Source organism: Paenibacillus sp. BC26, assembly GCF_900116125.1.
GTDB lineage: Bacteria > Bacillota > Bacilli > Paenibacillales > Paenibacillaceae > Paenibacillus_Z > Paenibacillus_Z lignilyticus.
The window spans coordinates 1,973,517-1,988,261 of record NZ_FPAD01000001.1 but is presented as its reverse complement, the minus strand read 5'-3'; the positions used below and the strand labels follow the sequence as shown (position 1 = coordinate 1,988,261).

Annotated in this window: 9 protein-coding genes; 1 reads left to right on the top strand and 8 read right to left on the bottom strand. The window is 50.7% G+C overall.

The annotated features are described in order from the left end of the window. The first annotated feature begins 450 nt into the window (after positions 1 to 450). A complete protein-coding gene (locus tag BM412_RS32470; protein ID WP_091216298.1) occupies positions 451 to 6,384 on the top strand; it encodes a galactose-binding domain-containing protein in 5,934 nt (1,977 codons plus the stop codon). A 53-nt stretch (positions 6,385 to 6,437) separates the two neighbouring features. Here the strand turns inward: BM412_RS32470 and BM412_RS08490 are convergent, their stop codons facing one another. The 8 genes from BM412_RS08490 to BM412_RS08455 all read right to left on the bottom strand — a co-directional run bounded on the left by BM412_RS08490 (position 6,438) and on the right by BM412_RS08455 (position 14,641). Then, entirely contained in the window at positions 6,438 to 6,785 is a 348-nt protein-coding gene (locus tag BM412_RS08490) for a CD3324 family protein (protein ID WP_091216295.1), read from the bottom strand. 384 nt (positions 6,786 to 7,169) lie between these two features. Then, positions 7,170 to 9,425, bottom strand: a complete 2,256-nt coding sequence (locus tag BM412_RS08485; protein ID WP_091216293.1) for an ATP-binding cassette domain-containing protein — start codon at positions 9,423 to 9,425, stop codon at positions 7,170 to 7,172. 104 nt (positions 9,426 to 9,529) lie between these two features. Beyond that, a complete protein-coding gene (locus BM412_RS08480; RefSeq protein WP_091216290.1) occupies positions 9,530 to 9,925 on the bottom strand; it encodes an SRPBCC family protein in 396 nt (131 codons plus the stop codon). Then, positions 9,922 to 10,251, bottom strand: coding sequence for an ArsR/SmtB family transcription factor (locus BM412_RS08475; protein ID WP_091216286.1), 330 nt, complete (start codon positions 10,249 to 10,251; stop codon positions 9,922 to 9,924). Before BM412_RS08475 ends, BM412_RS08480 begins: the two co-directional genes overlap by 4 nt. 271 nt (positions 10,252 to 10,522) lie before the next feature. Then, positions 10,523 to 11,527, bottom strand: coding sequence for a copper amine oxidase N-terminal domain-containing protein (locus BM412_RS08470; protein ID WP_143111578.1), 1,005 nt, complete (start codon positions 11,525 to 11,527; stop codon positions 10,523 to 10,525). A 140-nt stretch (positions 11,528 to 11,667) separates the two neighbouring features. Then, a complete protein-coding gene (locus tag BM412_RS08465; RefSeq protein WP_177245717.1) occupies positions 11,668 to 13,128 on the bottom strand; it encodes a sulfatase family protein in 1,461 nt (486 codons plus the stop codon). Positions 13,129 to 13,238: 110 nt separating this feature from the next. Further along, the gene (locus tag BM412_RS08460; RefSeq protein WP_091216281.1) at positions 13,239 to 13,748 is read right to left on the bottom strand and encodes a GyrI-like domain-containing protein; all 510 of its coding nucleotides are present in this window, start codon (positions 13,746 to 13,748) and stop codon (positions 13,239 to 13,241) included. Positions 13,749 to 13,807: 59 nt separating this feature from the next. Then, a complete protein-coding gene (locus BM412_RS08455; protein WP_091216278.1) occupies positions 13,808 to 14,641 on the bottom strand; it encodes a sugar phosphate isomerase/epimerase family protein in 834 nt (277 codons plus the stop codon). Positions 14,642 to 14,745 lie beyond the last annotated feature (104 nt).

The following is a 14,745-nucleotide window of genomic DNA, read 5'->3' as shown; positions in this document are numbered from 1 at the left end:
TCTCTTGAATTCACCAATACAGGAGGTTTTGACTAATTTCTGGCAGGAATCAATATTAAGATTTCTTAAAATTGTTTACAATGACCTATTGCATAGGCAATACGGCATTAAGGCCTGTAGACCTACTTCATTTCAAGCGCGAAACAAAATGACGATATCGTATAAATGCTAAGCCTCTTCGGCTCGGAAGTTAACATGGCTAATAATGGACTTCTAATCATTTACAATTTCCTTAGGTCTAACTACCGACATCTTGACCTGCATTCCTAAGCATATAGCCCTATCGATAGTCTTGGAGTAGGCTGTGACGCTCATTGTTAACCAATTTCGACAAGGGATATAATTGCGCTGAAAAAAAATCCCATTCTTTTTCCGGGATTTGGATGTTTCTCTCATGTCGAGAAATGTCATTCAAAATGCCCTTGAGGCACAACAGGAGGAATTGGTGGAATGAGTTCTTTTGCAAGAAAGGTTCGTAGGAAGATGCCTCTGACATCCAAGTCAGTGCTCACCCTCTCCTTGCTTCTCGGTTCCTGGAACGGATCCATCGTTGCAGCAGCCGACGCTAAGGGAGCTGAGGCTTCGCATCTTCTCACGTATGGAGGAGCGGCGTACGCTTCTTCAACTGAAGGCGGCCTAACGCCTGAGAAAGCCGTTGATGGCAGCACGGACTCCCGATGGGGAAGTGCGTTCAGCGCGGATCCGCAATGGATCTACGTAGACCTTGGCGCCCATGCAACGATCGACAAGGCTGTTATTCGTTGGGAGAATGCCTACTCCAAGTCGTACAAGATCCAAGTCTCCGACGACGAAACGGATTGGAAAGACATCTACACGGACGCTAAAGGCGACGGCGGCGTGGATACCATCAGCCTTTCCGGTCAAGGACGTTATGTCCGGATGCTGTCCCTCGAGCGAAGCGGCGGATATGGGGTATCGCTTTACGAATTCGAGGTTTACGGCACAGGTGGAAGGAATCCCATCCCCATTGTACTCGGTGAAGATGTGGCCAAGAATAAACCGGTCGCAGCTTCCTCCTATGAGAAAGCAGACAAGGATAAACCGGCTATGCCGCCGGAGAATGCAAACGATGGCGATGTGACGACCAGATGGTCCTCCGCTCATACAAGCAATGAATGGATTTATGTGGACCTCGGCTCCGTACATGACATCGGCCGCATTCGACTCAACTGGGAAAATGCAGCCGGACGCATCTACGATCTGCAAGTGTCTGACGATGCTGCCAATTGGACAACCATCTACCGCGAGATGAACGGACAAGATGGCTGGATCGATACGCCGGTCTATGCAAGCGGACGTTATGTACGAATGAAAGGCATTAGCCGCACGACTAGCTATGGCTACTCGTTATTCAATTTCAGCGTTTACGATTACGTGAACGGGGATCCGAAGCCGGAATATACGATTCCAACGCTCCCTACCTCTTCAACGGTTGGTGTCGGCAAAGGCAGCTACTTAACCAGCGATATCAACATGCCGCAGCCGCGTCCACCGATGAACAAGTCGGATGAGCTGCATGCACCGATTCCATCGAATGACTGGTGGCAATCGGTCTTGATCAAGAACTTCAGCGACAGTCTGATCACGCTTCCGCTGAAATCCAAGTACTCCACGCTCGGTCTCGGAATTCTGAATCCGGGCGCCGGTTGGGTGAATGATACGGGCAACTCCCAAGCGGCAGATGGCGGTCCGGATTTCTACCTGCATGCCGGAAACATCAGCACCACCAATGTGAAGAACAAGATTACCGGTTACGGTGACTGGTCTGCAACCGTAGCACTGAGCGATAACGATACCGCGAAAATGAAAACGACCTTCGTTAAAGGCTCGCCGTATTTATATTCGGAATTCAGTGACCCGACAACATCCGAGTTGTATTTCCCGGCGTCCACCCGCTTCTACGATGACAACGGAAATCCGGTTCTCGCTGCCGAAGGTGCCAAATTGACAGCCGATCATATCGGTTTCGCCGTGACGAACGTAGACGGTTCCCCGCAAGCGAATAAAGTAACCCGCAATTACGGCGTATTCGCACCGGAAGGCTCCGTCTTCATGAAAGTCGGCAACAAAGTGAAAATTCGCCTGGGCAGCGGGCAAAACTACTTGTCCGTCGCGTCGATGCCTGCAGCGAGCGACTTGAATTACTTCTATAAGCATGGTTACGCATTCGTTACGAATACGGTCGTTACGCCTAGCTTCGACGAGACTACCTCGGAAGTGGCTACTACCTTCACGGTGGAAATCGATCGGAAGCGCTCGGATATGGAACCAACGACTTTGATGGCTCTGCTCCCGCACCAATGGAAGCAAACCTCATCGTCCCTGACTCCTCTTACTTATCCATCTATTCGCGGAACGCTTAAGCTTCATGAAGGCAACTCGTTCACGACAAAGGATCAGTTTAACGGGATCGTTCCACAATTTACGGAACCGGGCGATGCTTCGTACTCTCGCGAAGCGCTGCTTGATCAATTAAGTTACTTGGACGAATCAACGTCCAAGAACATCATGTCCGGCGATGCCTACTGGCAAGGTAAAGTGCTGCATCCGCTGGCAATGGGCGTGCTTATTGCGGATCAAATCGGAGACCAAGCGTACAAAGAAGCGTTCCTCTCTCGAATGAGAACGATCTTAACGGACTGGTACACCTATACCAAAGGCGAACCGGATTACTTCATGTACTACGACCCGACTTGGGGCACGATGTATTACAAAAACAGTGAATTCGGCGCCAACACCGGCTTAACGGATCACCATTTCACGTATGGTTACTTCGTCTTCGCTTCTGCCGTGCTTGCGACGTACGATCAAGATTTCAAGGACAATTACGGCGGCATGGTCGAGCACCTTATTCGGGACTACGGGAATCCTTCCAAGGAAGATCCGCTCTATCCCTTCCTCCGCAATTTTGATCCCTACGAAGGCCATTCATGGGCCGGCGGTTATGGCGACAACAACAACGGGAACAATCAGGAAGCTGCAGGCGAGTCTCTGTTCGGCTGGGTAGGCGAATACATGTGGAGCTTATTGTCCGGCGACAAAGCTACTCGCGATATTGCCATCTACGGCTTCACAACGGAGCTGAAAGCTGTCGAGCAATACTGGTTCAACTATGACAACGACAACTGGCTGCCGGAGTTCGCTCATAAATCAGTCGGTCAGGTATATGGAAGTGCTTATAACTTCGGTACCTTCTTCAGCGGCGATCCCGTCAATATTTACGGCATCCACTGGCTGCCAACCGGCGAATATTTAACCAGCTATGGCTTCGATCCAGCCAAAGCAGCCGATCTGTACAACGGTATGGTCAAGGACAATGAAGGTCCTGAGGATGCTTGGCAGCATATCGTATGGCCAATCGAAGCGTTGAGCAATCCGCAAGCGGTGCTCGATAAATTTACGGTAGAGAACACGCAGAAGAACGAAATTTTCAATACCTATTGGTTCGTGCACAATATGGCGACGCTTGGAACACGCACCGAGGACATCTGGGCAAGCGGCTGGTCCGGAGCATCCGTTTATAAGAAAGGGTCCACTTACTCGGCTGAGGTATGGAATCCTACTAACGAAGCGATTACGGTAACGTTCCATAACGCCGCAGGCGTAACAGGCTCTGCGATAATCGGCCCTAAATCGCTTGTGAAAGTCGATCCGACGAAAGTAACCGATTTGGATGCGAACATTGCTCCAATGCTTTCAACCGACAAAACCGACAATACGATTAAACAGCCGATCGAGCTGACTTTTGCCGATCATCTGAACTGGCGCGAGTCTATTCATTCGGTTGAAGTGAATGGCGCAGCGCTGGACCCATCGCAATACATCGTTCAAGCAGGCAAAATCACCTTGAACAGCAGCTTGTTCCCGGTTGAAGGCAGCTACTCGATCGTTGTGAAAGCTGCCGATTATTCGGACACCGGCGTTCAACAAGTCGTTATCACGAATTCGACTGTCAACCTGGCTCTGAACAAGCCGACTTTCACGTCAGATAAACCGAATAACCCCGGCTCTTACGCGGTTGACGGTAAGCTGGACACGCGCTGGGAGTCAGCTTTCAGCGATCCGCAGTTTGTTGCGGTTAACCTGAAATCGGAATATCGCATCAGCCATATTCGCCTAAACTGGGAAAATGCCGCCGGAAAAAGCTACAAGGTACTCGTATCGACAGATGGCCAGCATTGGACACCTGTATATTCGACAACTCGCGGTCATGAAGGCATCGACGACATTACATTCCCGGCGGTGAATGCGCGGTACGTCAAAGTAGAAGGTACGGAACGCACGACGAACTACGGCTACTCCTTATGGGAGCTGGAAGTGTTCGGCTCGCCTGCGGGCATCCTGGATGCGCCGGATCTCCTTGCAGATACGACGATGAACCGTGCCGGACAGCCGATTGAGATCGGTTTCGAGGATGTCGCGGAATGGAGAACGGCGATTCAGAACGTGAAAGTGAACGGTACGCCTGTATCCGCATCGCAATACGAAGTTGCTCCTGGCAAACTCACGCTGGACGGCTCCCTGTTCCCTGCGGCCGGCAACTACAACATCACGGTCGAATCGAATGGATTCGCCACGACCGCCATCCAGCAGCCGATCGTTACGAACTCGAACATCAACCTTGCCCTGCGCAAACCAACGTTCACCTCTTCCGCTCCGAATCAATCGAGCAGCTATGCGGTTGACGGAAATAAAGCGACGCGTTGGGAATCCAAATTCACCGACCCGCAGTCGATCACTGTCGATCTCGGAGCGGAAGACAGCATCAGCCGCGTCCTTCTGAATTGGGAGAATGCAGCTGGCAAGAGCTATACTGTGGAAGTTTCCACGGATAACAAAGAATGGAAAACGGTCTATAGCACAACAACGGGCAAACCGGGAATCCATGACATCGGCTTCTCCCCTATCGCTGCGCGTTACGTCAAAGTAAACGGCACAGAACGGACGACGAACTACGGCTACTCCTTGTGGGAGCTTGAAGTGTATGGTAACGGAACGGGTTTGCCGAGCGCACCGCAACTGACGGCCGATACAACGAACACCGTGATCGGACAGCCAATCGAAGTAACCTTTGATGATGATGCGGCATGGAGAAACGCGATCGAAGCCGTCAAGATTGACGGCGCAACGATCAACGTTTCCAACTACCAAGTGAATGCCGGCAACATCACATTCAACGCATCTTTATTTAAGACGGCCAAGTCGTACGTCATTTCGGTTCAAGCCAAAGATTACACGGAAGCGACTGTACAACAAACTGTAGCTGCCCAAGATCAGCCCGGTCATCAGGATCCGAACCCAACGCCTGACCCTGGCACGAATCCCAACCCGCTGAATCTCGCGTTCGGCAAAGAAACGGCGTCTTCACCGGAGTATCCCCGCTCTGCCAGCGATGCCGTTGACGGTCGCTTGGATCGCCGCTGGGAATCGGCATTTGCCGACAATCAATGGATGAGCATCAATCTTGGATCAGTTGCGACGATTAACCGTGTTGTTCTGAACTGGGAAAATGCCTTCGGAAAAGCATACACCATTGAAGTCTCCTTAGATGGGGAGTCATGGACGACTGTTTATGCCACGGATAAAGGCAATGGCGGTATCGATGATATTTCCTTCGCTCCTGTCCAAGCCAAATACGTGAAGATGAACGGGATCAAGCGAGGTTCGCCTTACGGCTTCTCATTATGGGAATTCGAGGTGTATGCCGGTGATAAGGCTCCTCTCGCAGGGCCTGCTCTGACGGCAGATACAACAGACAATACACTTGGTAAACCGATCGACATCAGCTTTACGGATGACTCGGCATGGAGAAACGCCATCAACGCAATCGAACTGAACGGCGCTCCTCTTCAAGCGGATCAATACACCGTAACTGCTGGCAAAATCACGCTCAGTGCGGAACTGTTCACAGAATCCGATCCTTATGTCGTGACCGTACAAGCACAGGGATATGAATCCGATTCCGTTGTACAGCCCATTGCAGCGGGGATCAATCTAGCCCTTAACAAGAACACGGTTACTTCTGAAGGTGCGCTTCAAAGCGGTCAGCGTGCTGTCGACGGTAACAAAAGCACACGCTGGGAATCCGCTTTCAGCGATCCGCAGTGGATCCGAGTCGACCTCGGCACAACGAATACGATCAGCCGCGTTCTCTTGAATTGGGAGAATGCATCCGCGAAGGCTTACACCATCGAAGTGTCGCAAGACGGTGAGAGCTGGTCAACGGTATATGCGACAGCTAAAGGAGACGGCGGTATCGATAACATCTTCATAGCCCCTGTCGAAGCACGTTACGTCAAGATCCAAGGCTCGGCTCGCAATACGCAATACGGTTACTCTTTGTTCGAACTGGAAGTTTACTAAGCAAGCAAACAAGCTGACGCCGGGATCAACCGACGTCAGCTTGTTTTATGCGTTCAATGTTTGACTGCCTGAACCGCTTCATATGCGGCTGTTGCTTCAACAGCATCTCCCTCATCTAAAGGGAACGCTGAAGCGCTGCGCAGTTTGAGAATGATTTTGCGAATGCTATCTCCGGACAGATGATACTGCCGCTCGAGTTCTTGTACGGTACTGCCGTCCGCGTAGCGCCGGTAGATCTCCTCGTTACGCTGTCCGATGATGATCCGGGATCCGCTCTTCTCGCCCCAAGCGGCGCGCTCGCTCTGCTGCTTCGGGACATAGATCAGCTCGCCTTGAATATAGCGCTGAAGCTCCTCCAATAGTCTAGGGGGAAGCACATCTCTTCCGTTCTTGTAATTCAACGTAAACCTCCTTAATCGGTTCGGCCATTGCAACGCCATCTGAATGCGATTTGTTCACGTTTCCTTCCCCCTCTCATTAATATGGAAAAAACACGATCGTTCATTAGAATCGTGCTTCAATACTCATTATAAGTGAAAACGGTTCATTCCGTCTTCCTATTGTAAGAAAAGGGAGGCCGGAAGGCCTCCCTCTTTATGGTGACCTTCGCTTTAAGCGAAAGCCACCTCCGTGTGCTTGATCAACTGAATCAGCTCCTTTCATGAAGATTTTGTCGGGCCCGACATCTATATTAACGCATATTCGGAAGCATGCAGACAAGTGAAAGAACGGGTATAGTTGTTTTTTCGCGTAAATGGGATCAATACCCCTTGTGAATCGCTCGATTACAGCAAGTATTTCCCCGTAATGGACGCCTTCGCATTCGTAATCTGCGTAGGTGTTCCCTCGAACACCAGCTGTCCGCCCCTGCTGCCTCCGTCCGGTCCCATATCGATGATCCAATCGGCTTGGCTGATCACTTCGAGGTTGTGCTCGATCACGATAACCGTATTGCCGGCATCCACGAGTCGATTCATGATCGCCAGAAGATGAGCGATATCGGACATATGCAGCCCTGTCGTCGGCTCATCCATCACGTAGATACTGCCCTTCTTATGCAGCTCGCTTGCCAGCTTGATACGCTGGCATTCCCCGCCTGACAGCGTGCTCATCGGCTGCCCGAGCGTAATATAGGTCAGCCCCACATCGCTCATGGCCTGAAGCTTGCGGACAACCTCCTTGAGCTCGAAAAACTCCAATGCTTGCTCAACGGTCATCTCCAGCACGTCCGCAATCGATTTGCCGTTTAGTTTGTATTCGAGCACCTCTTCCTTGAACCGTCTGCCACCGCAGACCTCGCATGGCAGATCCACGCTGTCCAGGAAAGAAAGATCGATGGACACAACGCCCTGCCCTTGGCAGTTTTCGCAAGCACCTTTGGAATTGAAGCTGAATAAGCCCTGATTGACTTTGTTCGCCGAAGCGAATGCCTTACGCACATCATCCATGATTCCTGTGTATGTCGCCGGATTCGAACGCGAAGAGACGCCAATCGCCGATTGATCGATGACGATCGCATCGGAATGCTGACTAAGGAAGACGTCGTTAATCAGCGTACTCTTGCCTGAACCGGCGACGCCTGTAACAACCGTCAGAATGCCGGTTGGAATATCGACACTCACGTTCTCCAGGTTGTGCAGCGTCGCATTCTTGACGGACAATTTGCCGGATGGTTTTCTTGACTCCTGCTTCAATTGGAGCGGCCGCTTCATATGGTTGCCTGTCAGCGTGCCTGACTCCAGCAGACCCTCGTAGCTGCCCTCGAATACGATGTTCCCCCCGCGACTGCCGGCGTGTGGTCCAACGTCGACAATGTGATCCGCCACCTTGATGACATCGGGATCATGCTCGACGACAATGACGGTATTTCCTTTATCGCGCAGCTTCTGAAGCAATTCATTTAACCGATGCACGTCGCGGGGATGCAGACCCACGCTCGGCTCATCGAAGATATAGGTGACATCGACAAGGCTTCCGCTCAGATGTTTGACCATCTTGACGCGCTGCGACTCGCCTCCGGACAACGTATCCGTCTCGCGATCCAGCGTCAAGTAATCAAGTCCGATATCGACAAGATGCTGCAGCCGTTCAATCAGCGATTTGATGACCGGCGCGGCGACCGGATCAGCGATTTCCCGAACGACACGGATGAGCTGCCCGACTTCCATAGAGGACAACTGAGCGATGTTATATCCGTTGATTCTGCACTTAAGCGCGGCTTGACTGAGTCTCGCACCGTGGCATCCGGAGCAGGTGCCTTCGATAATGAACGGTGCAACGGTTTTCTGCGTACGCTCGGACTTGGTCTTCACATCTTGCTTAATGTACTTGTTCGTAAATTTCTCAATGACGCCTTCCACCGTAATATTCATCGCTTTTCCGGCGAATTCCATCTCGACTTTGCGCGCCTTCCCGTATAGAAGCAAGTCCAATTCCTCATCCGAATACTCGCTCAGCTTCTTATCGACATCAAATGACCCCGACTGTTGAATCATGTTTATTTCCCAGCCATCCACCTTGTAATCCGGAAGCATGATCGCCCCTTCATTTAGCGACTTGGACATGTCCACGGCTCTGCTCATATTCACGATCATGCTGCGTCCGATCCCGTTGCACTCGGGGCACATCCCTTGCGGATCGTTAAACGAGAACATGTTCGCCGGCCCAACATAAGGCTGTCCTGCCCGGGAGAAGAGAAGACGAAGTATTGGTGAAATGTCGGTTATCGTACCCATCGTGGAGTGGGAACCGCCGCCGAGTCTCTTCTGATCTACAATAACCGCCATGCTTAGGTTCTCGATGCCGTCCGCCTCAGGCTGCGGAACCTTAGGCAAGAAAGTGCGCACGAACATGCTGAAGTTCTCGTTTAGCAATCGCGTCGATTCTGCGGCGATCGTATCGAAGACAATCGAGGACTTACCCGATCCGGATACCCCCGTGAAGATGGTGATTTTTCGTTTAGGAATGCGCAGGGAGACGTTCTTGAGATTATTTTCTCTTGCTCCGGAGATCACGATATATTCTTGATTGGATACGTTCATGCTTATTCTCCTCTCGCTCTTGTTCATCATCCGAAGCAGACATAAACCGGCTGCATTCGACATGCAGCCGGTTTATTTCGTTTCGGGTTACGAAGCTAACTTTGTTATTCAAACAACTTGACTAAATGGCCAAGCATTGCACCCCAACCATACTTAGCGCCATTTAGGGCTTGTTCATTGGAAATGCCGGTTTGTTCGAGATGAAGATTAACCTTGCCGTCCCCAAGTTCTTGCAGGGTCCAAGTAACCGTATGTTGCTCCTGACCGGTTCCCCAAGTGTAGGACAGCGTGCTTGGTTCGTCTACGATAAGCACTTCGCCTTCCACGATACCATCCCAATATTCAGTCGGCTTCTGACGGAATTGGAAACGGTGACCGACGACAGGCTGGAAATCATTTTCCATTACCCATTTGGCAAGCTTAGTGGGATCGGTTAGCGCACTCCATACCTTCTCAATCGTTGCCGTATATTGATAATCCAAATTCAAGGTGAAACTCATTCCTCTTCCTCCTCTAATAGATGCTGCAATCGAATCAGATTCGTGTTCCAAAATGTGCTGTAAAAAGACACCCAATGTTGAATTTCTCGGAGTGGCTCAGCGTTTAATCGAAATCGCGTTTCTCGGCCGACCTTCCGGTCAACGACGAGTCCGGCTTCTTTAAGAATGGTCAAATGCTTGGATACCGCTGTTCGGCCCATTTGAAATTGTGACGTTAATTCGTGCAGCGGCACTTCCTCTGCCTCAGCAAGCAGACGAATTAATTCGCGTCTGGTTGGATCCGCAATCGCGTCAAACGTATCCCGCAACGGGTTGTTCTCGCTCACAACACCCTCTCCTAATTTTGTTGACTGTGGTATTGGACACCTTTTGGTGACATGTTTATTATAGGCCATCATTTGGTGTCAAGTCAACAGCGTGCCCCCAACCCATAGTTCACATTCATGCAAGCATATTTCAACTTCAAATTGGACAAAGGCATTGAATACAACCATGGAGATTCATCCCGTCATCAAGGTGAGAATCACCAAGCACGGAGTTATTAATTAATGCAAAGGGAGCAGATCTGAGAGATCTGCTCCCCTTAACATTGAAATCTTAGCTCGATGTTAGGCCAACTGTGTCCGTGCGCTTCTCGCCCGGCTTCGCGATTTCCAGCGTGCCGGTTTCGGTATCCACCTCACCGAACCCATAGTGCTTATACCCCGTCTGCGTGAACGCTCCTTCGGCGTTTACAACACCGTATTCCGTCCATCCTGTTTCACCGAATATACCGCTGTTATAATAAATGAAATCGCCGTTTGGTTTCGGCGCTGTGCCGACGCTGTTCGTCCACTTTCCCTTAATAAAGATACGAAGCTGATCCTCTATTGTTCCTGCTAATCTGCCGGCCCACGTTACTACTGCTTTGTCGTCTTTGATTTCGAACTGCTGCGCAAGGTTCCCATCGATACGGATGAATCGCAGCGCTTCCCCTTCCGGGAACAGCATCGTTGAACCGTCAGCCTCGCCGACGTTCTCGGCAATCAGTGGCTTATTAATCGCATACTGCGGATCGTAGCTGAGCCCCACCGCAACCTGACGAGCTTCAGCCAATGTGCCTTGATTCAGTATATCGTGCTTTTTCTTGCCGATGTAGGATGAGATGAACACGGTTCGGTCATGCCAATCGGAGGCATAGCCGAATTGGGCAGCCAAGTAACGTAGAGGAACATAAGCACGATTGCCGTGCAGCTTCATAGGTGCATCAATCCGCTCCGTCACTTTGTTCACGCCGCCGGGTTGATTGCGCTCGACTACCGCAACGCTGCTGAACGCCGCGAAGCGGACCGTTACGCCCCATTTACGAACGACTGCCGTATTCGTCTTGGCATTCCATTCTACATGTGCGCCAAAGGCTTCACTAACCGCACGCAGCGGTACGAGCACTCGACCGTGATCGATAATCGGTGCTGCGTCAGAAGCGGCTGCCTTCCCCAATACTTCAATTTGAATGGCTGCAGAGGCTGCATTCGCATTAGCCCGCTCTGTGCCGGGCAGCGCGAAGAAAGCACCTGCCATAATCGTAGCCGCTGCTAAAGCAGTTGTAATTTGTTGTTTCATGCATTTCCACTCCTTAATCTCGTAGTAGATGTAACAGATCGATACATAACTCAATCCGGAATTACATCATTAGACGAGTGAAAGGCGGAAATGGTTGCTTGTCCCATATTTTTAAGAGATTGGGACATGGATGAATGACACTAATATTCAGGGACAATCTCCGATGGCGATCGTGGATTTAATTTATAAGGCACGACATCTCCGGTCGCTAAGTACCAATCTGCGATTCGTTCAATCAAATGCAATCGAATATGCGTGTAGTCCTTGTTGTCTATGACATTATTCAACTCGTCAGGGTCTGCCGTTAAATTGTAAAGCTCATCTCTCTCATACAAACGGCGGACTAGCTTCCACTCCCTGCATCGAATCATAACTGCTTTGCCATGCTGCTCCATATAGTCGGACTGCACACTTACGCGAGGCCAATATACATGTGTTGGAGCGGGTGTGGGTTCATGCGTATGTGGTTCGTCTATTAATGCGCCTCCTTCACAGTAGACATAATCCCTGTGCTCGGTAGTTGCACCTATACTTATAGGAATCAGTGATTTGCCGAAATGAGTGTGCTTCTTAGGCAGTTTGGCGAGCTCTGCCACAGTTGCATAGAAATCGATCAGTTCCACGAGCGCATCCACCGGCTCCGCTCTTCTAGGCAGAGGCATCGAAGCGGGCAACTTGATGACGAGCGGCACTCGAGTTAAGTCGTCCTCGAAAGTTACTTGCGTTTTCTCAACCATTCGGTAATCCCCTGCGTATTCTCCGTGATCACTGAAGACGAATACCGCTGTGTCATCCCACTTTCCGGTTTGCTTGATTGCATCGGTCAGTCTGCCAAGCGCCGCATCCGTCTTCGTAATCATGCCGTAATAAACGGCAAGGATTTCTTTGAAAGCTGCTTCGCTTAGTTCTTCCAATTTCATACGAGCTCGAATCTCATCGAGATGTCTCGTCTTCGTTCCCGTCTCCGGCATCGGAATGAGTGCAGGCAACTGCTCGCGATCGTACATGGAATAATAAGGTTCCTCCACCTGGAACGGAACATGAGGGTCATGCAAGGTCAGGCAAATGCAGAACGGCTCCCGAGGACCGCTTTGCAGAAAATCGACAGCTGCCTGAACGAGTGCATCATCGCTGCTGACAATCTCATGCTCGGCAACTTTGCCCCGGTAATGGGTATAAAACAACGGATCATCCTGTTTCATAACAAGCGGGGCGATCCAGTCGAACTTCACATCCTCCGGTGTCACACGAACATCGCAAACCTCCGTTTGATGCTCTACTTGAACGACGTCATTTTTGCCACCCCACCATACTGTATAGCCGGCATCTTTTAGTTCTTGCAACAAAAAGGGCTCTTCCGGAGACAGCATATGATGCATGGTGCGATGCCCTCTGACATGGGGATACCAGCCGGTCATAAATGAACAACGGCTCGGCGTACATACCGTGTTCTGGACATAACATTGTGAAAATGCTACTCCCTCTTCGGCAAGCGCATCCGTATGCGGCGTCCGAACAACCGGGTTGCCCAAACAGCCCACGTCCTTGCCTCGCCACTGGTCTGGATTGAAAATAATGATGTTGGGTCTTCGCTCACGCATCGCATCCACCTCATTTTCCATTCTATTTGCTATTAAAGCTTAACTACTTCCGTTAACGTAAAGACGGACTCCCTGACTTCATGGGAATCCGCTTTATTTAAAGTGATTAATTACTTCCTTCGTACCGGGTAAAGCATCGTGAAGTTGAACGTCTCGATTTCCGAGTAAGGCACGGTTAGCGCATTAAAGGGTTCGAAAGGAACGGTCTCCATGCCGAGTATGCCTTCGCTAGAATCGAGTTCATATTCAGCGGACTGTTCCAGCCATGCAAATATGGCATCATACACGTTCCACATATGCGCCTCATTCCCTTGAACACGAGCACTGATGCAGAGACCGCCCGAAACCGCCAAGGTCTCCATACCGGCAGGAACATCGCCGAAGACATCCACCGCTAATCCAACCCATAGCGTATCTACTTCCTTATTCCACTGTTCTTGCGGAATGAACACATACGCTTTAGGTCCTTCAGAGAGCCGCGTATCGGTTACGGGAACCTGCTCTGTTAACACGCTCCATGCTTTCCGAGTTCCGCTTTTGTCCTCCGTCATACCCGTCCGGACCGCCAAAGCCTTAAAAGGAGCTACTTCCACCAATTCAACTGCGATCGTATTCTGCACGACTACCTCTCCTCTCACACTTAATTCGTGTTTGAAAATCATTAATCTGCGAGAACTTATTATCGAACTGAACGTTGGATCAACTGAATGGTCTTGCGAGCGCCTTCGATTTCATTGCCGTCAGCGGGCACGCTCTCAACACCCCATGTGCCTTGAAACCCGTTGTCCTGCAGCAATTTACAGAAAGAAGGTACATTTTGCGTCAATTCCTGTCCATCTTCCGTAAAATGGAAGGTTTTGATATGCGTGACCGTTGCGTATTTCGCACACTTCAACCAGCCTTGTGCCTGCTTTCCATGTGCCCAATTCCATGAATCCAGCAGCAAGCCCAGTCCGGGAACCGCTTCCAATAGTTGGACCGTATTATCCGGATCGACGGTTGGCCCCCAGTGATTCTCTACGATCACTTGAATGCCTGCTTTCCGGGCACGGGCGATGAGATCCTGATATCCCTCAACAACAATGCCAAACACTTCGTCCGTCCATTGCTGCGGTCCGCCGGAGTCGATACGAATGTGGGATGCGCCAAGTTTCTCGGCAATTTCGATCCAACGGTATGCCCGCTGCCGATTGGCGGCACGCGCTTCCTCGGACTCTTCATAAATATGCGCTCCGTCAACGGCGATACAGCCGAACGGCAAGCCGGCTTCATCGGCCGCGCGCTTCACGCGTTCCAGAAATTCATCGTCCACCGCCGTCAGATGCTGAGATTGGTCCGGGTTGGCACCGGCATGCAGCGCATCCTCGCCTTGATTCAACTCGGCCAGATGTGCATTCCAAGGATCAAGCTGCGTACACCCGAGTTCTTTACAATCCTTAATATATTGGAAAATATCCTGTTTCCCCGCCGCCAACAACCTGTGAAAACTGAACGAACAAATGCTGATTTGCATACGCTACCTCCTAATTTTGCGATAATACGTTCTTACTGGAACATATTCCATTTTCGTATCCATTTTCCTCCTATCTCTTCACAAGTTGACGATTTACAGATATC